Origin of the sequence: Edwardsiella ictaluri ATCC 33202 (genome assembly GCF_000264785.1) — a bacterium.
Taxonomy (GTDB): Bacteria; Pseudomonadota; Gammaproteobacteria; order Enterobacterales; family Enterobacteriaceae; genus Edwardsiella; species Edwardsiella ictaluri.
On the sequence record NZ_AFJI01000081.1, the window covers coordinates 42,013 to 66,937 of the forward strand.

Annotated in this window: 17 protein-coding genes; 7 read left to right on the forward strand and 10 right to left on the reverse strand. The window is 60.5% G+C overall.

From position 1 onward, the window contains the following. Positions 1 to 2 precede the first annotated feature (2 nt). Entirely contained in the window at positions 3 to 2,294 is a 2,292-nt protein-coding gene (gene xdhA, locus EIEH_RS11980; protein ID WP_015870101.1) for a xanthine dehydrogenase molybdenum-binding subunit XdhA, read from the reverse strand. Positions 2,295 to 2,739: 445 nt separating this feature from the next. Here xdhA and dapB point away from each other — a divergent pair, with 445 nt between their 5' ends. From dapB to folA, 6 genes are all read left to right on the forward strand, one after another. Further along, positions 2,740 to 3,558, forward strand: coding sequence for a 4-hydroxy-tetrahydrodipicolinate reductase (dapB, locus tag EIEH_RS11985; RefSeq protein WP_015870102.1), 819 nt, complete (start codon positions 2,740 to 2,742; stop codon positions 3,556 to 3,558). A 464-nt stretch (positions 3,559 to 4,022) separates the two neighbouring features. Continuing rightward, positions 4,023 to 5,180, forward strand: a complete 1,158-nt coding sequence (gene carA, locus EIEH_RS11990) for a glutamine-hydrolyzing carbamoyl-phosphate synthase small subunit (protein ID WP_015870104.1) — start codon at positions 4,023 to 4,025, stop codon at positions 5,178 to 5,180. Positions 5,181 to 5,199: 19 nt separating this feature from the next. After that, a complete protein-coding gene (carB, locus tag EIEH_RS11995) occupies positions 5,200 to 8,421 on the forward strand; it encodes a carbamoyl-phosphate synthase large subunit (protein WP_015870105.1) in 3,222 nt (1,073 codons plus the stop codon). A 221-nt stretch (positions 8,422 to 8,642) separates the two neighbouring features. Continuing rightward, positions 8,643 to 9,413, forward strand: a complete 771-nt coding sequence (locus EIEH_RS12000) for a threonine/serine exporter family protein (protein ID WP_015870106.1) — start codon at positions 8,643 to 8,645, stop codon at positions 9,411 to 9,413. Further along, positions 9,404 to 9,877: a threonine/serine exporter gene (locus tag EIEH_RS12005; RefSeq protein ID WP_035609693.1), complete on the forward strand. Its 474-nt coding sequence runs from the start codon at positions 9,404 to 9,406 to the stop codon at positions 9,875 to 9,877. The genes EIEH_RS12000 and EIEH_RS12005 overlap by 10 nt, the downstream gene beginning before the upstream one ends. A gap of 128 nt (positions 9,878 to 10,005) precedes the next feature. Further along, the gene (gene folA / locus EIEH_RS12010) at positions 10,006 to 10,488 is read left to right on the forward strand and encodes a type 3 dihydrofolate reductase (RefSeq protein ID WP_015870108.1); all 483 of its coding nucleotides are present in this window, start codon (positions 10,006 to 10,008) and stop codon (positions 10,486 to 10,488) included. Between the two features lie 251 nt (positions 10,489 to 10,739). Here folA and apaH read toward each other — a convergent pair whose 3' ends face one another. The 6 genes from apaH to lptD form a co-directional block, all read right to left on the reverse strand. Further along, on the reverse strand, positions 10,740 to 11,579 hold the full coding sequence (apaH, locus tag EIEH_RS12015) for a bis(5'-nucleosyl)-tetraphosphatase (symmetrical) ApaH (RefSeq protein ID WP_015870109.1): 840 nt from the start codon (positions 11,577 to 11,579) through the stop codon (positions 10,740 to 10,742). 4 nt (positions 11,580 to 11,583) lie between these two features. After that, complete coding sequence (gene apaG / locus EIEH_RS12020; RefSeq protein ID WP_015870110.1) at positions 11,584 to 11,961, reverse strand: Co2+/Mg2+ efflux protein ApaG; 378 nt, start codon at positions 11,959 to 11,961, stop codon at positions 11,584 to 11,586. 24 nt (positions 11,962 to 11,985) lie between these two features. Further along, positions 11,986 to 12,801 carry a 16S rRNA (adenine(1518)-N(6)/adenine(1519)-N(6))-dimethyltransferase RsmA gene (rsmA, locus tag EIEH_RS12025; protein ID WP_015870111.1) on the reverse strand — a complete coding sequence of 272 codons (816 nt, stop codon included), beginning with the start codon at positions 12,799 to 12,801 and terminating at the stop codon, positions 11,986 to 11,988. Further along, positions 12,791 to 13,786, reverse strand: a complete 996-nt coding sequence (gene pdxA, locus EIEH_RS12030) for a 4-hydroxythreonine-4-phosphate dehydrogenase PdxA (RefSeq protein ID WP_015870112.1) — start codon at positions 13,784 to 13,786, stop codon at positions 12,791 to 12,793. The genes rsmA and pdxA overlap by 11 nt, the downstream gene beginning before the upstream one ends. Positions 13,787 to 13,790: 4 nt before the next feature. Then, on the reverse strand, positions 13,791 to 15,095 hold the full coding sequence (gene surA, locus EIEH_RS12035; RefSeq protein WP_015870113.1) for a peptidylprolyl isomerase SurA: 1,305 nt from the start codon (positions 15,093 to 15,095) through the stop codon (positions 13,791 to 13,793). Positions 15,096 to 15,214: 119 nt separating this feature from the next. Then, positions 15,215 to 17,602, reverse strand: coding sequence for an LPS assembly protein LptD (gene lptD / locus EIEH_RS12040; protein WP_015870114.1), 2,388 nt, complete (start codon positions 17,600 to 17,602; stop codon positions 15,215 to 15,217). 157 nt (positions 17,603 to 17,759) lie between these two features. Here lptD and djlA point away from each other — a divergent pair, with 157 nt between their 5' ends. After that, complete coding sequence (djlA, locus tag EIEH_RS12045; RefSeq protein WP_015870115.1) at positions 17,760 to 18,581, forward strand: co-chaperone DjlA; 822 nt, start codon at positions 17,760 to 17,762, stop codon at positions 18,579 to 18,581. 76 nt (positions 18,582 to 18,657) lie between these two features. On the opposite strand, the gene rluA is transcribed toward djlA, so the two are convergent. The 3 genes from rluA to EIEH_RS12060 form a co-directional block, all read right to left on the reverse strand. Next, positions 18,658 to 19,365 carry a bifunctional tRNA pseudouridine(32) synthase/23S rRNA pseudouridine(746) synthase RluA gene (rluA, locus tag EIEH_RS12050; RefSeq protein ID WP_015870116.1) on the reverse strand — a complete coding sequence of 236 codons (708 nt, stop codon included), beginning with the start codon at positions 19,363 to 19,365 and terminating at the stop codon, positions 18,658 to 18,660. Next, complete coding sequence (rapA, locus tag EIEH_RS12055; RefSeq protein ID WP_035609697.1) at positions 19,365 to 22,271, reverse strand: RNA polymerase-associated protein RapA; 2,907 nt, start codon at positions 22,269 to 22,271, stop codon at positions 19,365 to 19,367. Before rapA ends, rluA begins: the two co-directional genes overlap by 1 nt. 263 nt (positions 22,272 to 22,534) lie before the next feature. Next, positions 22,535 to 24,874, reverse strand: coding sequence for a DNA polymerase II (locus tag EIEH_RS12060; RefSeq protein ID WP_015870118.1), 2,340 nt, complete (start codon positions 24,872 to 24,874; stop codon positions 22,535 to 22,537). Positions 24,875 to 24,925: the final 51 nt, after the last annotated feature.

Below are 24,925 nucleotides of genomic sequence, written 5' to 3' on the forward strand. Positions count from 1 at the left end.
CATTACTCCCTGATCAGTCCGGCCTGCACAAATTCGCGATACAGCGTTTTGGGGGTGATCGGCAGCGCATTGATCGCGACCCCCGTTGCCATGCGAATGGCGTTGCGGATCGCCGGTCCAGGCGAAATGATCGGCGGCTCTCCCAGCGCCTTGTGGCCATAGGCTGACTGCGGCTCCACCGTCTCGACAAAGGCGCACTCCAGATCCGGCAGGTCGACACAGGTGGGGAATTTGTAGTCGAGCAGATTCGGATTGCGTACCACGCCACTCTGCTCATCGATGATCATCTCTTCGAACAGCGCCCAGCCGATCCCCATACCCATGCCGCCGTGAACCTGTCCCTCCGCCAGCTGCGGGTTGAGGATCCGCCCGGAGTCATGCAGATTCAGGATGCGGTTAATAGTGACCTGGCATAGCGCGATGTCGATGCTGAGATCGACAAAGGTGCAGCCGAAAGCCGGGGGATTGGTGGTGGTTTTATGGGAGACCTCGGCCAGGATCTGTGCGCCGATCTCCTGGTGGTAGTAGGCCTGCATGGCGACGTCGGCGACGCTCATCAGCACCTGATCCGGCTGCATCGCCATCACCACGTTACCGTCGCACAGGGTCAGTCCCCACTCCGGCTGGTGGCTTATCAGCGCCGCGTGCGCCAGGATCTTCTGGCGCATGATCTCCGCTGCTCGGCGGATCGCCGGGGCGGCGACGTAGCTTTGCCGTGAGGCAAAGGCGCCGGGATCGAAGGCGGTGATATCGGTATCCTGAGTTGAGATCACCCGGATCTGTTTAAAGGGGATCCCCAGCGTTTCCGATGCCATCTGGGCGAAGACGGTATCGGACCCCTGGCCAATTTCGGTGGCGCCAATCTGCAGGTTTACCGTCCCGTCCTGATTGAGCAGCAGGCGGGCGCCGGCGATCTCCACCCCGACCGGATAGGTATTGGAACCATAGCTGAAACAGGCGATGCCGATGCCGCGCCGCACCGGCGCATCGGCCGCCTGGGCCAGACATTCGGCGCGGCGCTGATCCCACTCAAACAGACGGCGGCCTTTTTCCAGGCACTCTGTGAGCCCGGCGCTGTAGATGGTCTTTCCGTTAACCGGGTTGCGGTCGCCCTGACGCGCGACGTTGCGCAGACGAACCTCGAGGGGATCGAGATCGAGGCGGGCCGCGGCGTCGTCCATCAGGCATTCCAGGGCAAAGTCGACCTGCGGTGCGCCGTAGCCGCGCATCGCACCGGCGGCGGGCAGGTTGGTATACACCGTATCAGCGCAGTAGCCAAAGGCGCTGCGGGGATAGAGATAGCTGATTTTATTGGCGCCGGCAGCGGCAATCGAGTGGCCGTGAGAGGCATAGGCGCCGGTGTTGGACAGCACCGTCAGCCGGTACCCCTCCAGCTGGCCATCCCGGCGCATACCTAGCCGGGCATCGATGCTGAAGGCGTGGCGGGTGCGGGTGGCGACGAAGCACTCCTCCCGGCTCAGGCTGACCTTGACCGGTTTACCGCCGAGGCGCTGGGTTAAAAAGGCGGCCATCGGCTCTTCCAGCACATCCTGCTTATTACCGAATCCGCCGCCGACGTAGGGCTTGATCACCCGGACGTGCGACCAGGGGAGACCGAGGGCCTGGGCGACGGTGCGCCGGACAATCTGGGGAATTTGGGTGCTGGAGACAATGACGATGTGATCGGGCTGCTCCATATAGGCATAGCAGGTCACGCCCTCCATGTGGCAGTGCTGCACCACCGGCGTCTCGTAGTGACCCTCCAGCTGCAGATCGGCGGTGGAGATGCGGACTTCTGGCTCTCCGGCGTCGATCTCGCTGTGGCGCAGCAAATTGCCGCCGGGGTGAATAGCTGGCGCACCGTCAGCCAGGGCTGCCTGTGGCCGGGTGATCACCGGCAACGCATCATAGCTGACCTGTACCCGCGCCGCGGCGCGCTCGGCGCTGAGCAGATCGCGGGCGACGACGATGGCGACGCCGTCGCCAAAGTGGCGCACGTGGCCGGTCAGCAGATGGCGATCGGCGATATCCCGTTTGCCCGGCTCCAGAGACCAGGCGTGGCCGGCAGTAGGGAAGGGGGCTGAGGGGACATCGTGAAAGGTGAAGACGGCTTCTACGCCGGGCATGGACTCCGCTTCCCGGGTATCGATGGCGGTGACGTTACCGTGGGCGATACGGCTGCGCACGTAGCAGGCATGGAGCATGCCGGGCATCATCATATCATCGGTATAACGCGCCTGTCCGGTGACCTTGGCTTCGGCATCAACCCGCCGCAGCGGCGATCCTAAAGACATAGTATTCTCCTGTGGGGAAATAAGCTGGGGGATAGCTCAAGGCAGCAAGATATGCGCCACACTCATTGAGAGGAGGCGGTATATCCTCATAAGTGTGAGTCGGATCGAGATATCCCAAGGAAATTATGACGCTATAAGACAGGAAAAAACTGGCTGCATATCACTTTGAGAGCATGACGGGCATTTTTGATAGCTTGTCTCTCAAAGTGATAGCGGTATCGTGGGAGACATAACGGTGATAATTGCATATTCATGCAGCGAGAGGCACGGTAGCTACGCCGGACGTCCGTCGCCGGTGAATTTTTGCATCGTCACCGATTTTTTCTGGCTCAGGGCCGAGACAGCCGTTAATCTGAAAAGCAATCAAACAGAGGGGCCGTGAGGTACGCCGCGAGCGACGCGACGTCGGCGGACAGCGAAGCAAGCATCATAAAGGAGACGGAAGATGGCAGAACAGATTCGGGTAGCGATCGCCGGTGCTGGCGGTCGGATGGGGCGTCAGCTGATTGCGGCGGCCGCGGCGATACCTGGCGTGACGCTGGGGGCGGCGCTGGAGCGGGAGGGTTCCGGCCTGCTGGGGTGTGACGCTGGCGAACTGGCTGGCTGTGGTGTGACCGGTGTGACGGTCGAGTCATCGCTGGAGCGGGTCGCGGGCCAATTTGATATCCTGATCGACTTTACCCGTCCTGAGGGAACGATGGCGCATCTGGCTTTTTGTCAGGCGCACGGTAAAGCGATGGTGATAGGGACTACCGGTTTCAGCGAGCAGGAAAAGGCGACCATTGAGGCGGCTTCACAGCATGTCGCCATCGTGTTGGCCGCTAACTTCAGCGTTGGGGTGAACGTGATGCTGCGCCTGCTGGAAAAGGCGGCGCAGGTGATGGGGAGCTACTGCGATATTGAAATTCTTGAGGCGCATCATCGCCATAAAGTCGATGCGCCATCGGGGACGGCGCTGGCGATGGGCGAGGCGATCGCCGGTGCGTTGGGCCGTAGCCTGGAAAGCTGTGCGGTCTATACTCGCCTGGGGCACACCGGGGAGCGGGCTCCTGGCAGCATCGGTTTCGCAACGTTGCGCGCCGGCGATATCGTGGGCGAGCATACCGCTATGTTCGCCGATGTCGGCGAGCGTCTGGAGATTACCCATAAGGCGTCTAGCCGTATGACGTTTGCCAGCGGTGCCATGCGGGCGGCGCAGTGGCTCGGCGCACAGCAGCCAGGGATGTACGATATGTGTGATGTTTTGGCTCTTGATACCTTATAAATGGCCTGTTATTAGATAGATATCATGGTCTGTTTGTTATTTAATGTGATGAAAATAATTGTTTTTTTATCACATTTTTTATTTATGGTGAGAATTTAAATCTAAGCTTATCAGTATGGCAATTTTTTCTGTTTACCTTTTATTTCCCCCGCTGCACTGCCCGCATATTGATTTTTTCAGTGAAAAAACGCATTATAGCGCCGTTGCCTTTGATATCTGTGTCCGGCAACCGTTTTCTCCTTTCTTAAAATTGGCGTTTTTAATCACTTGGCATTAAAAACACATTCAGATTTGTAAAAAACACAAAAAACTCTCCTTTCATCTGGACAATGGGCGGATGCGTCATTAGAATGCGCGCAATTTGTCAGAAATTCGCCGCAGTGGCAGTTTTTGCGATTGATTCACGATACAATGTCTGAATTAATATGCATATGCTGTGACTGAGTATTCCTTTGGAGGGTGTTTTGATTAAGTCAGCGCTTTTGGTTCTGGAAGACGGAACCCAGTTTCACGGCAGGTCGATCGGGGCAGATGGCTCGGCCGTGGGGGAAGTGGTCTTCAATACCTCGATGACCGGCTACCAGGAAATTCTCACCGACCCCTCCTATTCCCGCCAGATCGTCACGCTTACCTATCCCCATATTGGCAATGTCGGCACCAACGCCGCCGATGAAGAATCCTCCACCGTGCATGCTCAGGGGCTTATCGTGCGCGATCTGCCGCCGATCGCCAGCAATTTCCGCTGCCAGGAGACGCTGCCGGACTATCTGCGTCGTCACCGCGTGGTCGCCATCGCTGATATCGATACCCGTAAGCTGACCCGTCTGCTGCGTGAGAAAGGGGCGATGAACGGCTGTATCGTCACCGCAGAGAATGGGAGCGAGCCAGACGCGGCGCTGGCTCTGGAGAAGGCGCGCGCGTTCCCCGGCCTGAAAGGGATGGATTTGGCCAAAGAAGTGACCACGAAGGAGGCCTATAGGTGGTGCCAGGGCAGCTGGACGCTCAGCGGCGGCCTGCCAGCGCCGCGTGACGACGCCGAACTGCCTTACCATGTCGTGGCCTATGACTTTGGCGTGAAGCGCAATATCCTGCGAATGCTGGTGGATCGCGGCTGCCGCCTGACGGTAGTACCGGCCCAGACGCCTGCACAGGATGTGCTGGCGCTGGATCCGGACGGTATTTTCCTTTCCAACGGTCCCGGCGATCCGGCCCCTTGTGACTATGCTATCGAGGCTATCGCGACCTTCCTGCGCGGAGAGATCCCGCTGTTTGGCATCTGCCTTGGGCATCAGCTGCTGGCGCTGGCCAGCGGTGCGCAGACGGTAAAAATGAAGTTTGGCCATCACGGCGGCAACCATCCGGTGAAAGATTTAGAGGGCGATCGGGTAATGATCACCGCGCAGAACCACGGTTTTGCCGTTGATGAAGCGACCTTGCCGACGACGCTGCGGGCGACCCATAAGTCGCTGTTCGACGGCTCGCTGCAGGGCATTCACCGTACCGATCGTCCGGCGTTCAGTTTCCAGGGACACCCGGAGGCCAGCCCGGGACCGCACGACGCCGCCCCGCTGTTTGACCATTTTATGACGCTGATTGAAAACTATCGCCGTACCGCCAAGTAATCAGGGAGCCTGAACAACCATGCCAAAACGTACTGATATTAAAAGCATCCTGATCCTGGGCGCCGGGCCGATCGTCATCGGCCAGGCGTGCGAGTTCGACTACTCTGGCGCTCAGGCCTGTAAGGCGCTACGCGAAGAGGGCTACCGCGTCGTCCTGGTTAACTCCAACCCGGCCACCATCATGACCGATCCGGAGATGGCCGATGCGACCTATATTGAGCCGATTCACTGGGAAGTGGTGCGAAAGATCATCGAAAAAGAGCGCCCCGATGCGGTGCTGCCGACGATGGGCGGCCAGACGGCGCTGAACTGTGCCCTGGAGCTGGAGCGCCAGGGGGTACTGGCCGAGTTCGGTGTGACCATGATTGGGGCGACGGCGGATGCCATCGATAAGGCTGAGGATCGACGGCGTTTCGACCAAGCGATGAAGAAGATCGGGCTGGATACCGCGCGTTCCGGCATTGCCCACAGTATGGAAGAGTCGCTGGCGGTGGCTGAGCAGGTCGGTTTCCCCTGCATTATCCGTCCGTCGTTTACGATGGGCGGCACCGGCGGCGGTATTGCTTATAATCGCGAAGAGTTTGAAGAGATCTGCGCACGCGGCCTGGATCTTTCGCCGACCAATGAGCTGCTGATCGATGAGTCTCTGATCGGCTGGAAAGAGTATGAGATGGAGGTGGTGCGCGATAAGAACGACAACTGCATCATCGTCTGCGCCATCGAAAATATTGATCCGATGGGGATCCACACCGGCGACTCGATTACCGTCGCGCCGGCGCAGACCCTGACCGATAAAGAGTACCAAATCATGCGTAACGCCTCGATGGCGGTACTGCGTGAGATCGGCGTGGAGACCGGCGGCTCCAACGTGCAGTTTGCGGTTAACCCGAAAAGCGGCCGTCTCATCGTTATCGAGATGAACCCGCGCGTATCACGTTCTTCCGCGCTGGCCTCCAAGGCGACCGGTTTCCCGATCGCCAAGGTTGCAGCCAAGCTGGCGGTGGGCTACACCCTAGACGAGCTGATGAACGACATCACCGGGGGGCGTACGCCGGCCTCCTTTGAACCCTCCATCGACTACGTGGTGACGAAGATCCCGCGCTTCAACTTTGAAAAGTTTGCCGGGGCTAACGATCGCCTGACCACGCAGATGAAGTCGGTGGGTGAGGTGATGGCGATTGGCCGTACCCAGCAGGAGTCGCTGCAGAAGGCGCTGCGCGGGCTGGAGGTCGGGGCGAGTGGCTTCGATCCCAAGGTAAATTTGGACGATCCGCAGGCGTTGACCAAGATCCGACGCGAGCTGAAAGATGCCGGTGCAGAGCGTATCTGGTATATCGCCGATGCCTTCCGCGCCGGTCTGTCGGTGGATGGGGTGTTTAACCTGACCAACATCGATCGCTGGTTCCTGGTGCAGATCGAGGAGCTGGTGCGTCTGGAGGAGCAGGTTGCCGACGTGGGCATCAATGGCCTGACGCCGGATTTCCTGCGTCAGCTGAAGCGTAAAGGGTTCGCCGATGCCCGTCTGGCCCGTCTGGCCGGTGTGGCGGAGAGCGAGATTCGCAAGCTACGCCATAAGCAGGGGCTGCATCCGGTATATAAACGCGTGGACACCTGCGCGGCCGAATTCGCGACCGACACGGCTTACCTTTACTCCACCTATGAAGAGGAGTGCGAGGCTAACCCGACTCACGATCGCCCAAAGATCATGGTGCTGGGCGGTGGCCCGAACCGTATCGGTCAGGGGATCGAGTTTGACTACTGCTGCGTGCACGCGTCGCTGGCGCTGCGTGAGGATGGCTATGAAACCATCATGGTCAACTGTAACCCGGAGACCGTCTCCACGGATTATGATACCTCTGACCGTCTCTACTTTGAGCCGGTTACGCTGGAGGATGTGCTGGAGATCGTCGCCGTCGAACGTCCGCAGGGGGTGATCGTACAGTACGGCGGCCAGACGCCGCTAAAGCTGGCCCGGGCGCTGGAGGCCGCAGGCGTGCCGGTTATCGGCACCAGTCCGGACGCCATTGACCGCGCCGAGGATCGTGAGCGCTTCCAGAAGGCGGTGAATCGCCTGGGGCTGAAGCAGCCGGCCAACGCTACCGTCACGGCCATTGAGCAGGCGGTGGAGAAGGGGGCCCAGATAGGTTATCCGCTGGTGGTTCGCCCCTCTTATGTTCTCGGTGGCAGGGCGATGGAGATCGTCTACGATGAGAGCGATCTGCGGCGCTACTTCCAGACGGCGGTCAGCGTCTCCAACGATGCGCCGGTGCTGCTGGATCACTTTCTGGACGATGCGGTCGAAGTGGACGTCGATGCCATCTGTGACGGCGAGCGAGTGTTGATCGGTGGCATTATGGAGCACATTGAGCAGGCGGGGGTACACTCCGGTGACTCCGCCTGTTCGCTGCCGGCCTATACCCTGAGTGCTGAAATCCAGGACGAGCTGCGCCGCCAGGCGGAGAAGCTGGCGATGGAGCTGTGCGTCCGCGGGCTGATGAACGTGCAGTTTGCGGTGAAAGATAACCAGGTATACCTGATTGAGGTCAACCCGCGCGCCGCGCGTACCGTTCCCTTCGTCTCCAAGGCGACCGGCGTACCGTTGGCTAAGGTGGCCGCCCGTGTGATGGTGGGGCAGACGCTGGCGCAGCAGGGAATGACAGAAGAGGTGATCCCGCCTTATTACTCCGTCAAAGAGGTGGTGCTGCCGTTTGCCAAGTTCCCCGGCGTCGACCCGATTCTGGGGCCGGAGATGCGCTCTACCGGTGAAGTGATGGGGGTGGGCCGTACCTTTGCCGAGGCCTTTGCCAAGGCGATGCTTGGCAGTCTGTCGCAGGTGAAGACCCCGGGACGCGCCCTACTGTCGGTTCGTGAGGGCGATAAGCACCGGGTGGTGGATCTGGCGGCCAAGCTGCTCAGGCAGGGCTTTGAGCTGGATGCGACCCACGGCACCGCGGTGGTGCTGGGGGAAGCGGGTATTAATCCGCGTCTGGTCAACAAAGTGCATGAGGGGCGTCCACACATTCAGGATCGCATCAAGAATGGCGAGTATACCTATATTGTGAACACCACCGCCGGGCGTCAGGCGATCGAGGATTCCAAGCTGATCCGCCGTAGCGCGCTGCGCTACAAGGTGCACTACGACACCACGCTGAACGGCGGTTTTGCTACGGCGATGGCGCTGAACGCGGATCCGACCGAACAGGTGATTTCAGTACAGGAGATGCATGCCCGACTGAAGTAATGGCGCGGAGCAGCGTCAGGCCCGACATAGCCGGGCCTTTTTGTTGTCGGCCGGGCGGCCCGGAAACTTGCCGTCATGGGATAGGGCGGCAGGTTACGCGACGTGCGGGGTTGTGGCACAATAAATCACCGCGGTGCGGGTAGTCTGCGCCGAGGGAGCGTTGCCATCGGTGCTGGAGCCGCGGCGACGGTATGACGGGATTACCCTGACAGGAGTCGATTGTGGAGTCTGATCGCCAGCGGGAGATAACCCGCCTGTGTATTCATTGCGCCCTTTTCCTGCTGCAGCATGGTGCCGAGAGCATGTTGGTCGAACAGCTTTCTACCCGGCTGGGGTTGGCGCTGGGCGTAGACAGTGTGGAGAGTTCTATTTCTGCCAACGCGGTGGTGTTGACCACCATCAAGGATGGCCGTTGTCTGACGTCGACGCGCAAAAATGTCGATCGCGGCATCAATATGCACGTGGTGACTGAGGTGCAGCATATTGTGATTATGGCTGAGCACCGCCTGCTGGACATGCACGATGTGCGCCGACGGTTGGAGCATATCCGCCCGTTGCGCTATCCGCGCGCGCTGGTGGTACTGATGGTCGGCCTCTCTTGCGCCTGTTTCTGCAAACTGAATGGCGGCGGCTGGGACGGCGCGCTGGTGGCCTTTTTTGCCAGCGCGGTGGCCATGTATGCCCGGCAACTAATGACTCATCGACAGCTTAATCCGCTGATTAATTTTTGTATTACGGCCTTTATTGCCACCTCGGTCTCTGGCGGCCTGCTGCAGCTGAGCGTATTTGCCGGGACATCGCTCATTGCCATGGCGGCCAGTATTCTGCTGCTGGTGCCTGGGTTTCCTCTGATCAATGCGGTGGCGGATATGTTTAAAGGGCATGTCAATACCGGGCTGGCCCGCTGGGCAATGGCGACGCTGTTGACCCTGGCCACCTGTCTTGGCGTCGTGATGGCGCTATCGCTGTGGGGACTACAGGGATGGGCATGATAACGCTGCTGCTGCAGCTGGTGCAGGATATGCTGCTGGCCGCTGTGCCAGCGCTGGGGTTTGCCATGGTGTTCAACGTGCCAAACCGGGCCTTACGTTATTGCGCACTGCTGGGGGCAATTGGGCACGGCTCCCGTCTGTTGTTGATAACGTTGGGGCTGAATATTGAGTGGGCGTCGCTGATGGCGGCGATCCTGATCGGAGTCATCGGTATTCAGTGGTCGCGCTGGCTGCTGGCACACCCGAAGGTGTTCACCGTTGCAGCGGTGATCCCGATGTTTCCCGGCATCTACGCCTATCGGGCGATGATCGCCGTGGTTGAGATCTCCCGCAGCGGCTATTCCGAGCCGCTGTTCGCCAGCATGGTCACCAACTTTCTCAAGGCCTCTTTTATCGTAGGGGCGCTCTCCATCGGTCTGTCATTACCGGGGATATGGCTGTATCGTAAGCGCCCTGGAGTCTAATTGACTGCTTTTAAGGTTTACTTCGAGATTTTACTGTGCATATAGATTTACCCGCCGCAGGCTATCGACGCCTGCGCGGTCATTCCGTATAGTGTGCGCACTTTTTCTCCCAGACAGGACAGACAAGCATGATTATCAGCCTGATCGCTGCACTCAGCGCGGATCGTGTGATCGGTTTAGACAATGCTATGCCATGGCATTTGTCGGCCGATCTTGCGTGGTTTAAGCGCAATACTCTGGCAAAACCAGTGATCATGGGGCGTAAAACCTATGAGTCCATCGGGCGCCCGCTGCCGGGTCGTCATAATATCGTGATCAGCCGCCAGGCGGGCTGTGACGATCGTGTGAGTTGGGTAGCGACACCCGAGGCTGCACTGACTGCCGCTGCAGATGCTGATGAGGTGATGATTATCGGCGGCGGTACGCTGTATGAGCAGTTTTTACCGCAGGCGAGCCGACTGTATCTGACCCACGTGGACGCTGACGTCGCCGGAGACACCTATTTCCCCGACTATGCACCGGATGAGTGGCAGACGTGCTTCAGTGAGTTTCATGAGGCCGATAGCGACAATTCACACGCCTACTGCTTTGAGATCCTGGATCGCCGTTAACCGTGTCGAGCCCTTTCCCTGCACGTCCTCCGTGCTTGTTATCATGCCATCATCGCGTCGTTCACCCTATGCAGCTCCTCTGTAGCGTGGTGTGACCGAGAGGCTGTCACGCCGGGAAAATACCGCCTGCATCGTGTTTCCAGCGAGCACTCCCCGCCGTTAGCGCGCCGGTACGCCTACGCCAGCAGCTGGGCAGCGCTGGCATGGGCGGCATGAGGCCGTTTCGCGGCGGTGGGGAATGGGGGCCGCGGCTATTCCGCTTTGGCGTGGCGCGATGCGCGGCGAGAGGGCACGCTGAAGCTGTGGCGATCCTCCCAGCGCAGGGCCGTCAGGGTGCCGCCCCAGCAGCACCCGGTATCCAGGGCGTAGACCTGTGGCGGCGTACTGCGCCCTTCCAGAGAGGCCCAGTGGCCGAAGGCGATGCTGTAGCCAGCCTCGCGTACCGGGCTGTCGAGATCGAACCAGGGACGCAACGGTGCCGGCGCATCCTCAGGCGCATCCTTGCAAATCATGTCCAGCTCGCCGCCGGGGAAGCAGTAGCGCATCCGGGTCAGGGCATTGGTGGTAAAGCGCAGGCGCGCCAGGCCGCTGAGCGACTCGCTCCAGTTATTCGGCATATCACCGTACATGGCATTGAGAAAAAAGGGGTAGCTGTCGCTGGCCAGCATGGCTTCCACCTCGCGCGCGCAGCGTTGCGCGGTGGTCAGATCCCACTGGGGACTGATGCCCGCGTGTGCCATCACCAGGCACAGATCGTTATCGACCTGCAACACCGGCTGGCGACGCAGCCAGTTGATCAGGCTGTCCGCATCCGGTGCCTCCAGCAGCGGCGTCAGTTTATCCTTGGGCTTATTCCGGCTGATGCCGGCGTAAATGGCCAGCAGGTGCAGGTCGTGGTTACCCAGCACCAGGCGTGCGCTGTCGCCAAGGGATTTGACATAGCGCAGTACCGCCAGAGAGTCGGGGCCGCGGGCGACCAGATCGCCGGTCAGCCACAGCGTGTCGCGGGCGGGATCGAAGTCCGCCAGGGAAAGCAGGTCGCGCAGTTCATGGTAGCAGCCATGAACGTCGCCAATAAGCAGTGTCGACATAGAATCAGTTAATCAGGCTGGGAATGGCCAGGCGGAAGACCGGAATGGCGATACGGAAGGTGTGTCCCTGATGGTCAACCATTTCGTAGTGCCCCTCCATGGTACCGCAGGGCGTTTCGATGATGGCGCCGCTGGTGTACTGAAACTCACCATTGGGCTGGATCAGCGGCTGTTCGCCGATGACCCCTTCGCCCTGGACTTCAGTCTGGCGGCCGTTGCCGTTGGTTATTAGCCAGTAGCGGCGCAGGAGCTGTACGTTAAAGCGGCCCAGATTACGCAGAGTGACGGTATAGGCAAAGACGAAGCGCGCCTCTTCAGGCAGCGACTGTGATCCAGCATAGACACTCTGTACCTGAACGATGATACGGGGTGCATCGATCATAACGTAAGGCTCCTGTTTGCACGGTTACTGAGCCTGTGGGTGTTCACACAGCCAGTTGGCCAGTCTGCAGTAGTCTGCCACGGACAGCGTTTCTGCTCTGCGTGCCGGATCGATTCCCAGCGCGCTGAGCTGGTCGGCGCTGAACAGATGGCCAAGACTGTTGCGGATGGTCTTGCGCCGTTGGTTAAAGGCTTCTGTCGTGATGCGGCTCAACACGCGTACGTCGCTTACCGGATAGGGCAGCTCACGGTGTGGGATCAGGCGAACCACGGCAGAATCCACCTTAGGTGCCGGGCGGAAGGCGCTGGGCGGAACTTCCAGAACCGGGACTACCTGGCAGTAGTATTGCGCCATAACGCTCAGACGGCCATAGGTTTTGCTGTCCGGCCCGGCGACAAGGCGGTTAACAACCTCTTTCTGCAGCATAAAATGCATATCGCTGATGGCGGATGCATAGCTGAACAGATGAAACATCAGCGGGGTGGAGATGTTATACGGCAGGTTGCCGAACACGCGCAGCGGCTGGCCTGCTTCACGTGCCATCTCGCTGAAGTCGACGGTCATGGCATCCTGCTGACGAATGGTCAGCTTACGGCTGATAAACGGATGGGTAGACAGACGCTCCGCCAGATCTCTGTCCAGCTCGACGACGGTCATTTTATCCATGCGGTCGGCGACCGGTTCGGTCAGCGCGCCGAGGCCCGGGCCGATTTCGACCACGGCCTGACCCGGTAGGGGATTGATGGCGGACACGATGCTGTCGATCACGAACTGATCGGTCAGGAAGTTCTGTCCAAAGCGTTTTCGGGCCAAATGCCCCTGGTGCACTCTACTGTTCATTGCTGTGGTTGGTCATCTCTATGGCAAGATTTAATGCGGTGATAAAGCTGCCGGGCTGCGCCTGACCGCTGGCGGCCAGATCCAGCGCGGTGCCGTGATCTACCGAGGTGCGGATAAACGGCAGCCCCAGCGTGATGTTGACCGCGCGGCCAAATCCCTGGTATTTGAGTACCGGCAGTCCCTGATCGTGGTACATCGCCAGCACCGCGTCGGCGTCGTCCAGGTATTTCGCCTGGAACAGCGTGTCGGCGGGCAGCGGGCCGGTAAGGTGAATAGCGCTGGCGCGCAGGGCATCAAGGGTCGGGATGATAATATCCAGCTCCTCCCGCCCCATATGCCCGCCTTCACCGGCGTGTGGGTTGAGTCCGCAGACGTAGATATGCGGTTGGCGAAGGCCAAACCGGCGGCGCAGATCGGCGTCCAGAATGGTGATGACCTCGCGTAGCGTCTGCGGCGTAATCGCTGCAGGAACCTCCTGCAGCGGTAAGTGTGTGGTCGCCAGCGCGACGCGCAGGCGCTCGCTGGCCAGCATCATCACGACGCGCGGGCAGCCGCTGCGATCGGCGAAGAACTCGGTATGCCCGGTGAAGGGGACACCGGCATCGTTAATGATCCCTTTGTGCACCGGGCCGGTCACCAGCGCGGCAAATTCGCCACTCAGGCAACCGTCGCAGGCGCGCGTCAGCGTGGCGACCACATAGTTGCCGTTGGCGACGTTGAGTTTGCCGGGGATAACGTCGGCTTCCAGCGGGATCGGCAACACCGTCAGGGTGGCCGCCTGCTGCGCCTGGGGCGATAGCGCCGAATCATAGCGGCGCAGCGTCAGCGGCAGCCCCAGCGCGTGGGCGCGCGCCTCTAGCAGGCCCGGATCGGCGCATACCACCAGCTCGGCAGGCCAGGGCCGCTGCGCCAATTGAACGAGCAGCTCCGGTCCTACCCCGGCCGGCTCGCCGGGGGTGATGACAATGCGACGAATCGATGCCATGGAATTACTGGGCCCCGTTGGCGCTGTTGCCCAGGATCTTCACATAGGCCGCAGCGCGTTGCTCCTGCAGCCAGGTCTGTGCTTCTTCGGCAAATTTACGGTTAAACAGCATGCGATAAGCGCGCTCTTTCTGGGCCTCATCGGTGCGATCGACCTGGCGGGTGTCCAGCAGCTGGATCAGGTGCCAGCCAAAGTTGGAGTGCACCGGCTGGCTTATCTCACCCTTGTTCAGCTTCATCAGCGCATCGCGGAAGGCCGGATCGTACATGGACGGTACTGCCCACCCCAGATCGCCACCTTTCTGCGCGCTGCCTGGATCCTGTGAATACTCTTTCGCTGCCTGTTCAAAGGTGATCTGACCGGACTTGATCTGGGCGGAGAGCGCTTCCAGCTTGGCGCGCGCCTGGGTATCGCTCATGACCGGCGAGGGGCGCAGCAGAATATGGCGTGCGTGCACTTCGGTGACGGAGACGCTGGCCTGATCGCCGCGCAGATCGTTGACCCGCAGAATATGGAAACCGACGCCGGAGCGGATAGGCCCGACGATATCCCCTTTCTTGGCGCTCTGCAGGGCTTCAGCGAACAGGGTCGGCAGCTCTTGCAGACGACCCCAACCCATCTCGCCGCCTTTCAGCGCCTGGGGATCGGCGGAGTAGGCTGCCGCCAGCTTGGCAAAGCTGGCGCCCTGGTGCAGCTGCTGGATCAGTGACTCTGCCTGCTTCTGGGCTTCACTGACCTGCTGCTGGGTCGGATTTTCCGGCAGCGGGATCAGGATGTGACTTAGGTTAACGGCGGTTTCGCCGCTGTTCTGGCTGCCGATTTGCTTGGCCAGCGCATCCACCTCCTGCGGCAGAATGGTGACGCGGCTGCGTACCTCATTATTACGGACTTCGCTGATCAGCATCTCTTTGCGGATCTGGTCGCGGTAGGTTTTATAGTCAAGCCCATCGGCCGCGAGGCGGCTGCGCAGCTGCTGCATGCTGATGTGGTTCTGCTGGGCGATACCGTTAATGGCGTTATCCAGTTCGCTGTCAGAGATCTCCAGCCCCATACGCTTGGCCATCTGCAGCTGCACGTTGTCCATGATCAGCCGCTCAAGGATCTGATGGCGCAGAGTGGCATCGTCCGGCAGCTGTTGACCGGCCTGCTGGGCGTTGAGTTTTACCGACTTCATCATGCCGTCGACGTCACTTTCCAGCACGACGCCGTTGTCTACGATAGCCACGACTTTATCGACGACTTGGGGGGCCGCAAAGGCGGTATTGGCACACAGCGCCACGCCGAGGATCAGCGTTCTCCAGTTCTTCATAACTATCCCATTGTATTAATCCGCCCACGGCGGGTTTAGGTTTTACCTGATGCCGACAGCCTGTGGCTAACGGTATTGCCTGCGTTTTTGTACCGTTAGACCACGCATTGCGCCAAATGTTAGAAGGCGCGTTGATAAGGCAGAATGCCGGAGCGTAGCATCTCTGCAGAGCCCAGGCTGTAGTTCTGGTTCATCCCGCGCAGGGCAAACTTGAGCGAGAACTTGTTGTCATACTTGCTGTTCTGGGTCGCGCTGTCCCAGCTGTTGATCTTGCGCTCATAGGTGACGCCCATCGACCAGCAGCAGGTATTGTACTGCAGGCCGGCGATGGCATCGGCGGACTGCTTCGCCTTGGTATCATAGTAGTAACCGGCGACCAGCGCCCAGCGCTCGGCCAACGGCAGGCTGCCGATGATCCCAGCCTGGCTGATGCCCTGGTTGTAGATGGTATTATTGGCGTAGCTTGGCAGCATGGAGGTAATGTACTCCGGGCTGGCGTAGCGATAGCTGAGCTGCAGTACGCTCTCGGCGTCTTTACGATACTCCATCACCGCGTTACCCAGTGCCACGCTGTTCAGTCGGGTATCATACTGCAGACCGCCGCGCAGACCCCAGCTATCGGTCAGCTTAAGGTAGCTGTCTCCGGCCCATACCAGGCTGCCGGTGTTATCGTGGCGATCGATAGTGGTGGTTTCATCGCCGGTACGCGACGGTGAAAAGTAGTAAATCTGCCCGATAGAGGCGTTGAAGCGTTCGTTCTGCTCATCATCGTACAGGCGGGTCGTCAGGCCGGTGGTGACCTGATTGGCCGAGGCGATACGGTCCAGACCGCTGTAGCTGCGGTCGCGGAACAGGCCGGTATAGTCGGTCTGCAGCAGGGTGGCGTCGTAAGAGTAAATGTCGCTCTGGTCGCGGTACGGAATATACAGATACTGGGCGCGCGGCTCCAGCGTCTGGGTATAGCCGCTCAGCAGGGTGGCGTCGCGCTCAAAGATCATCTTACCGTCGATCTTAAACTCCGGCATCACGCGGTTGACGTTGTCCTTCAGCTGCGTCAGGTTACCTTGGCTGGGGACATCCTGCTGATAGTGGGTCGCCATCAGCTTCGCTTCTGTATTGATGCTCCCCCAGCGGTTGGACAGCGGCAGCGACAGGACCGGCTCGACGTGGTAGCGGTCGGCCCCGGGCAGGTAGACGTTGTCGTTGGTGAACTTGACCGCCTGACCGTACAGGGTGAAGTCGAACGGGCCCAGATCGTTTTTGTAGTAGTTCAGATCCAGCTGCGGTGCGGTGCGGTAGGCATTGACGTCCCCCGCGTTGGCGAATACCTGGAACTGGGTGGTCGAGAGCGTCGCATTCCAGTTGGTCTCGGCATAGCCCAGGGTAAATTTCTGCGTGGCGTAGCCGCTGGTGCTGGATCCATAGGAGGAGCTCAGGTCGGTGAAGTAGTAGGGATCGCTGACCTTGGTATAATCGACGCCGAAGCGCCAGTGGTCGAGTACGCCAGAGTGGCGCCAGTAGAACAGCCAGCGATCGCGGTTCTTCAGATCCTCCAGCTCCTGTCCGGTGATCCCCTGATTTTTACGATCCTGCTGGAACTGCCGGTCGTTGCCCAGCCAGTCAAATTCGACCTGACCCATACCAAATTCACTCAGATAGCGGAATTCGTTTTGCAGCTGCAGACCGCGTTTTTCCATGTAGTGCGGAGTAAAGGTCGCGTCAGCCTGCGGGGCGATGTTCCAGTACCAGGGCAGGGTAAACTCTATCCCATCGCCGTTGGAGTAGTTTACGCTGGGGATCAGAAAGCCGGAGCGGCGCTTGTTGCCAGTCGGAAACTGCAGATAGGGGCTGTAGAAGACCGGAACCGGCCCGATCTTAAAGCGGGCGTTCCAGATCTCGGCCACCTGCTCCTTACGATCCTGAATGATCTCGGAGCCGGCGATACTCCAGCTGTTGTCACCCGGCAGACAGGAGGTAAAGGTCCCATTATCCAGGATGGTGTAGCGGTTAGCGTCGCGGGTCTTCATCAGATCGGCATCGCCGCGCCCCTGGCGACCGACAAACTGATAGTCGCCGCGCCAGACGTTGGTATCTTTATTATTCAGGTTGGACCAGGCGCTGGGGCCCTGCAGCCGGATCTGACTGTCCGCGTAGTGTACATTGCCTATCGCGGTCACGGTGCGCAGCGGATTGGGCTGCCCCTGGATCGCTTTCTGATCCAGTTGAACCTTATCGGCGGTCAGGGTGCTATTGCCCTGCTGAATATCGACGTTGCCGTGGAACAGGGCGTTGTTCGGGTAGTTGGCTTCGCTCTGATCTGCGGTAATGTGCACCGGAAGGCTATTGATATCGCCGGAAACCAACGGTTTGTCATACACGGGAACGCCGATCAGGCACTGTTCGGCGAGGGAAGCCAGCGCATGCTGACTGTAAAGCGCTGACCAGACGAGGGTGGCTATCAGCGTGGGTATACTTTTTTTCATACGCGGTGTCAGGGATTCCGTCATCAGAGGCGTCTTGCCGCAATCGGTCAGAGACTATCTTACCCGTCAGCGTGGCGCTAGTGTTAAATTGTGGCTCAGCGTCGCTGCCATTAGGTGTCAGAATAAATGACAGGTATGATAAAGCAAATTATGTCCCACGACATGATGAATTGAGGACGATATGCGCTATTGGGGTAAATTCGTAGGGGTGTTGCTGGGGCTGATGTCCGGGATCGGTTTCTGGGGTGTTGTTCTGGGTTTTTTGATTGGTCATATGTTTGATAAGTCGCGCGCGATTAAGCGTCAGGGCTATTTTGCCAATCAGCAGCAGCGCCAGGGGCTGTTTTTCCGCACCACCTTTCAGGTTATGGGACATCTGACAAAGTCGAAGGGGCGGGTGACAGAGGCCGATATTCAGGTTGCCTCCATGTTTATGGATCGCCTGAATCTGCATGGCGATGCCAGGCTGATGGCGCAGCAGGCTTTCCGCGAGGGCAAGGAGCCCGGCTACCCGCTGCGGGAGCGCCTGCGCGAACTGCGCAGCGTCTGCTTTGGCCGTATCGATCTGATCCGTATCTTTTTGGAGATCCAGCTGCAGGCGGCGTTCGCCGATGGGCAGCTGCACCCGAATGAGCGGGCGGTGCTGTATGTGATCGCCGAAGAGCTGGGTTTTTCACATGCGCAGTTCGATCAGTTTCTGGGCATGATGGAGGGCGGGCGCCAGTTTGGCGGCGGCTACCATCAGGCGGGAGGACAGCAGGGGGGATTCTATACGCCGCCCCAGGGGCCGACGCTGGAGGATGCCTGTAAGGTGCTGGGGGTGGCGTCGAGCGCCGATGCGACCACGATCAAGCGTGCGTATCGTAAGCTGATGAGCGAGCATCACCCCGATAAGCTGGTGGCTAAAGGGCTGCCGCCGGAGATGATGGAGCTGGCCAAGCAGAAGGCGCAGGAGATCCAGGCTGCGTACGATCTGATTAAGAAAGAAAAGGGATTCAAGTAGCGTATAAGACGCCGCGTTTGCTGTTAGCTCACGATGATACGGCCCGCGAAAGCGGGCCGTATGTTTCTGGATACGGCTAAAAGTCCGCCTCGCAGCGGAAGTGCATCGGGGTGGTGAAGGCCGGATGCACGATGCGTAGCTCCTGGGCGTGCAGCAGCAGGCGGGAGGCTAACGCCAGCGCCTGCGGCGGTGCATAGAAGCCGTCGCCAAGGATCGGATGGCCGAGGGCCAGCAGATGGACGCGCAGCTGATGCGAGCGGCCGGTGATCGGCGTTAGCAGAACCCGGGCGGTACCGTCGGCGTCGTGCGCCAGCACCTGGTACTCCGTTTGCGCCGGTTTGCCCTGTTCAAAGCAGACCTTCTGTTTGGGGCGGTTGGGCCAGTCACAGATCAGCGGCAGGTCGATCACCCCCTGGTCCTGCGGTGGGTGTCCCCAGACCCGGGCGACGTAGTTCTTTTTCGGCTCACGCTCGCGAAACTGGCGCTTGAGCTCCCGCTCGGCGTCCTTGGTCAGCGCGACCACCAGTACCCCGCTGGTGGCCATATCCAGACGGTGTACCGATTCGGCGTCAGGAAACTGTGCCTGAATACGGGTAATGATGCTGTCCTGATGCTCGGGCAGACGCCCTGGCACCGACAGCAGTCCGCTGGGCTTATTAACCACTATGATATGTGCGTCCTGGTACAGTATGTGCAGCCAGGGCTCGCGCGGCGGATCATAGTGCTCCAGCGCCGGAGTGGCGCTGGGCGGGAGTGCGCCGCCTGCGGGAGTGCGTCGTCCCATTACTGGTGCGACACCACAATGAGGCGCAGGGCATCCAGACGCCAGCCGGCCTGGTCCAGCGTCTCCAAGACCTTACGGCGGGTGAACTCCAGGGTCTCCAGCTCATCGTCACGGATATTGGGGTTTACCGCCCTGAGCGACTCCAGACGTGCCAGCTCGGCGCTCAGCGCTTCATCGGCCTCACGCTTGGCAGCGTCGATCAGCGCCTGCGCCTGGTCTGCTATCAGCGCCTCTCCAGACTGCAGCATGGCGTGTACGTTGGGCTGTACCGCGTTGACCAGCTTGCTGGCGGTATGGCGGTTGACGGCGTTGAGCTGGCGGTTGAAGCTTTCGAACTCCACCTGAGCTGCCAGGTCGTTCCCCTTGGCGTCCAGCAGCATACGCACCGGCGTCGGCGGCAGGAAGCGGGTCAGCTGTAGCTGCTTCGGTGCCTGGGCCTCGACCACGTACACCGCCTCCAGCAGCAGCGTACCGACCGGCAGCGCCTTGTTCTTCAGCAGAGAAACCGCGCTGGAGCCGGTATCGCCGGAGAGGATCAGGTCCAGGCCGTTGCGCATCAGCGGGTGCTCCCAGCTGATGAACTGGGCATCTTCGCGCGACAGCGCCTGTTCGCGATCGAAGGTGACGGTGCAGCCATCCTGCGGCAGCCCCGGGAAGTCAGGCACCAGCATGTGATCCGACGGGGTCAGCACGATCAGGCTGTCGCTGCGATCCTCCTGATTTATACCGACGATATCGAACAGGTTCAGCGCAAAGTTGACCAGATTGACGTCGTTATCCTGCGCAGCGATGCTCCCGGCCAGCGCCTGAGCCGCCTCACCGCCGTTGGAGTGCATCTCCAGCAGGCGATCGCGTCCCTTCTCCAGCTGGATTTTCAGCGTATCGTGGTCGGTGCGGCAGGTTTTGATAAAGTCGTCAAAGCCATCCAGCTGAGCCGGTTTGGCCAGGAACGCCAGCAGGGTTTCATAGTAGCGGTCATAGATGGTCCGGCCGGTGGGACAGGTGTGCTCAAAGGCGTCCAACCCCTGATGATACCAGCGGATCAGTACGGATTGTGCGGTTCCCTCCAGACAGGGAACGTAGATCTGAATGTCGCGCGCCTGGCCGATGCGGTCCAGGCGGCCAATGCGCTGCTCCAGCAGATCCGGGTTAAACGGCAGATCGAACATCACCAGGTGGTTGGCAAACTGGAAGTTACGCCCCTCGGAGCCGATCTCCGAGCACAGCAGTACCTGAGCACCCTCTTCCTGCGAGGCAAAGTAGGCCGCGGCGCGGTCGCGCTCAATCAGCGACATCCCCTGATGGAAGACGGCGGCGCGGATCCCTTCACGCTCGCGTAGCAGCTGCTCCAGATGGATGGCAGTGGCTGCCTGGGCACAGATAACCAGCACCTTCTCGTCACGCTGGGTCAGCAGGAAGTCGAGCAGCCATTCGGCGCGCGGGTCAAAGTTCCACCAGGTGGCGTTTTCCCCTTCGAATTCCTGGTAGATCCGCTCCGGATAGAGCATATCGTTGGCCTGTGCCTCGACGCTCTTCTTGCTGCCCATAATGCCGGAGACTTTAATCGCTGTCTGATACTGCGCCGGCAGCGGCAGGGTGATCTGATGCAGGGTACGCTGCGGAAAGCCTTTAACCCCCTGACGGGTATTGCGGAACAGCACGCGGCTGGTGCCGTGGCGATCCATCAGCATACGCACCAGTTCAGCGCGGGCCTGCTGGCTGTCCTCGCCGTCGGTGTTGGCCGCTTTCAGCAGCGGTTCGATATCCTGTTCGGCGACCATCTCGCAGAGCATATTGAGCTCATCCTGCTGCAGATGACCGTCGTTCAACAGCAGGGTAACGGCGTCCGCCACCGGGCGGTAGCGCAGCTGCTCGGCGACGAACTGTGCGTAGTCGTGAAAACGGTTGGGATCCAGCAGGCGCAGGCGGGCAAAGTGGCTCTCCTGACCCAGCTGTTCGGGGGTGGCAGTCAGCAGCAGCACCCCGGGGATCTGTTCGGCCAGCTGCTCGATGACCTGGTATTCACGGCTGGGCGCCTGTTCGCTCCAGGCCAGATGGTGAGCTTCATCGACCACCAGCAGATCCCAGCTGGCGTCGGCCAGTTGCTCCAGACGCTGCCTGCTGCGGCGGACGAAGTCGAGGGAGCAGATAACCAGCTGTTCGGTTTCAAACGGGTTGCTGCTGTCCTGGGCGGCCTCCGCATAGCGCTCATCGTCGAACAATGCCACGCGCAGGTTAAAGCGGCGCAGCATTTCGACCAGCCACTGGTGCTGCAGGGTTTCCGGTACCACGATCAGTACGCGTTCGGCGCGGCCGGAGAGCAGTTGCTGATGAATAATCATGCCGGCTTCGATGGTCTTACCCAGACCCACTTCGTCCGCCAGCAGGACGCGTGGCGCGTGGCGTTGGCCCACATCGCGGGCGATATGCAGCTGGTGTGGGATCAGGCTGGCGCGCATGCCGCGCAGGCCGCTGCAGGGCAGACGGAACTGCTCGCTCTGGTATTTACGCGCGCGATAGCGCAGGGCGAAACGGTCCATACGGTCGATCTGGCCGGCAAACAGGCGATCCTGCGGTTTACTGAAGGTCAGACGGCTGTCGAGCAGCACCTCGCGCACCGCCACCGAGTTTTCACCGTTGTCGCAGCGGTTGCCGATATAGGTCAGCAGACCCTCATGCTCCTGTACCTCTTCAACGCACAGCTGCCACCCTTCGTGGGTGGTAATGGTGTCTCCCGGGTTAAACATCACGCGGGTGATGGGGGAGTCATTGCGGGCATACAGACGGTTTTCGCCGGTCGCGGGAAACAGCAGTGTCACCATGCGCGCATCCAGCGCCACCACGGTACCCAATCCAAGTTCGCTTTCCGTATCGCTGATCCAGCGTTGACCTAAAGTAAAAGGCATAGATTATCGACTCAACTCTTTGTTCTAGTTTACATAATGGTCTGGAGGCTATCTCAATGGGCTGTGTTGTCACCCGGGCCGATTGGGATAGGTTCCGTGGCGACCGCCGCGCAGCGGGCGCCTGCATAATTTGGGCATAAATCAGCCGCATCACGGCCTGTCGGCAGTGAGGTTGGCGTTGTATGGGGGAAAGGGCGATATGGTAATGGATGGCGATGCATTCGTCACCCCCTGAGTGGGAAGATTCTTATATTCCCCCGACGTTAAAACAGCCCCAGTTGACCGGTTAGCAGGGTCTCAAAGTCATCGCCGAGAAAGGGCAGAATAGCGTCGGCGACCGGCTGCAGCTGGCGTTCCAGATAGTGCTGATAGTCCGCTGGCGCATCGATACACTCCAGCGGCTGTGGGCCGCTGCGGGTGATGATATAGCTTATCCAACCGCCGTTCTGATACTGCAGAGGGCGTTCCAGCTGGTGGTTGTATTCATCGGCCAGGCGCGCGGCGCGGACGTGCGGTGGAACGTTGCGCTGATACTCGGCCAGTGGGCGCCGCAGGCGCTTGCGGTAGATCAGTTGGTCGTCAAATGCTCCCGCCAGCAGGCCGTCGGCGTAGCGGCGAATCACGTCGCGGTAGCTCTGGCCGAGAAACACCCGGCGATAGAGTTCCTGTTGAAACCGCTGCGCCAGCGGCGTCCAGTCGCTGCGCACCGTCTCCAGCCCTTTAAACACAAGTCGCTCGCCGCACAGCCCGGCATAGCGCTTTTTGCTGCCGAGATCGGCGCCGCGCAGGGTGGGCATCAGAAAACGGCGATAGTGGCACTCATACTCCAGCTCCAGCGCGCTCTCTAGACCATATTGCTGTGACAGGTGCTCGCGCCACCAGGCGTTGACCCGCCCAGCCAGCGTCTGGCCAATAGCTTCGGCCTGGGCCTCATCGTGCGGCTTACCCAGCCAGACAAAGGTGGAGTCGGTGTCGCCATAGATCACCGTATAGCCCAGTGCTTCGATCAGGCTGCGCGTCTGGCGCATGATCTCATGGCCGCGCAGGGTAATGGATGAGGCCAGGCGGGGATCGAAGAAGCGACAGGCGCTGGTGCCCAGCACGCCGTAGAAGGCGTTCATCAGGATCTTCAGGGCCTGCGCCAGCGGCGCATTGTCCAGGCGTTTGGCCGCCTCGCGTCCCTGCCACAGCTGGCGCACAATCTCCGGCAGGGCGTGGCGGGTGCGTGAGAAGCGGGCACCGAGAAAGCCGGGCACGCTGTGGGCGTCATCAGGCTGCTCTCCGCCGCTGGCCAGTCCGACGGGGTCGATCAGAAAGGAGCGGATGATCGCCGGATACAGGCTCTTGTAGTCTAATACCAGCACGGAGTCATACAGCCCCGGGCGTGAGGCCATGACAAAGCCGCCGGGGCTGGCCTGTGGCGCCACCTCGCCCAGGGAGGGGGCGACATACCCCAGCCGGTGCATGCGCGGCAGATACAGGTGGTAGAATGCGGCCACGGAGCCGCCGCTGCGATCGGGGGCCAGCCCGGTAACGCTGGCCCGCTCCAGCAGGAACGGCATTAGGGCGGTGTGTGCGAAGATGCGCGTCACCAGTTCGCAATCCCTGAGGTTATAGTGTGCCAGCGCCGGTTTGTCCTGACGAAAGTGCCGGGTGATCTCCGCCATGCGCCGGTAGGGGTCATCCAGCGCCTTGCCTTCGCCCAGCAGGGTCTGCGCCACGCTGTCCAGGCTGTAGGAGGGAAAGTGCCAGAAGGCGCTTTTCAGCGCCTCGATACCGTCGATGATCAACCTGCCGGGGGCGCTGGCAAAAAAATGGCCGGCGCGAAAGCCGTGCTCTCGCCACTCCAGCGGCGTCGCCGCGCGCCCCAGCAACAGAGGGACGCCCTCGCGCTCGGCGTGGCGCTGCAGGATCTGCAGATCGAACTGCACCAGATTCCAGCCGATGATGGCATCGGGATCGTGGCACGCCATCCAGCGGTTGAGGGCGTCGAGCAGCGCGGCGCGGCTGGCGACGTACTCCAGGGTGAAGTCCAGCGCCTGCGCGTCGCCGTTGGCGGGGCCCAGCATATAGACGATGCGTTGGTCGCAGCCATGCAGGCCGATCGAATAGAGCTCTCCCCGGGGGCTGGTTTCAATGTCCAGCGACACCGTACGCAGCGTCGGGCGGTAGTGAGGGTGGGGTTTAATCCGGGCCTCTGCGCCCCCTGCATCGCTGCAGAACCACAGCGGCGCATTGATAAAGCGTTCCATCAGGTAGCGGTCCGCGGGCCGGATATCAGCCTCCAGCAGCGGGATCCCCTGCGCCTTGAGGCGCCTTTCAATCTGCTGAAGCTGACGGTAGCCACGGCAGTATAGCGCCAGTACCGGCTGATGGTGGAAATCGCGCAGCGTCACCGGTCGCAGCTCGACGTCGGGAAAACCGCGCAGGAGATGCTGCGCGGCATCACGCTGTGCGGCGTTCATAAAGGCCACCGCCGGCTCCGGCGGCAGGGTAATGCAGCGGGGGCCGCGCTCCGTGGCCAGCCATAGCGTAACGCAGACGCCCTGTGGCGTATCTCGCCAGTGACGGGTGAGGATAAAGCCAGGTTGCGGCGTATTCACAGGGTGGACTCCCGGAGCAGAGGGCTGGCGGTGGCAAGATCATGACCCGGG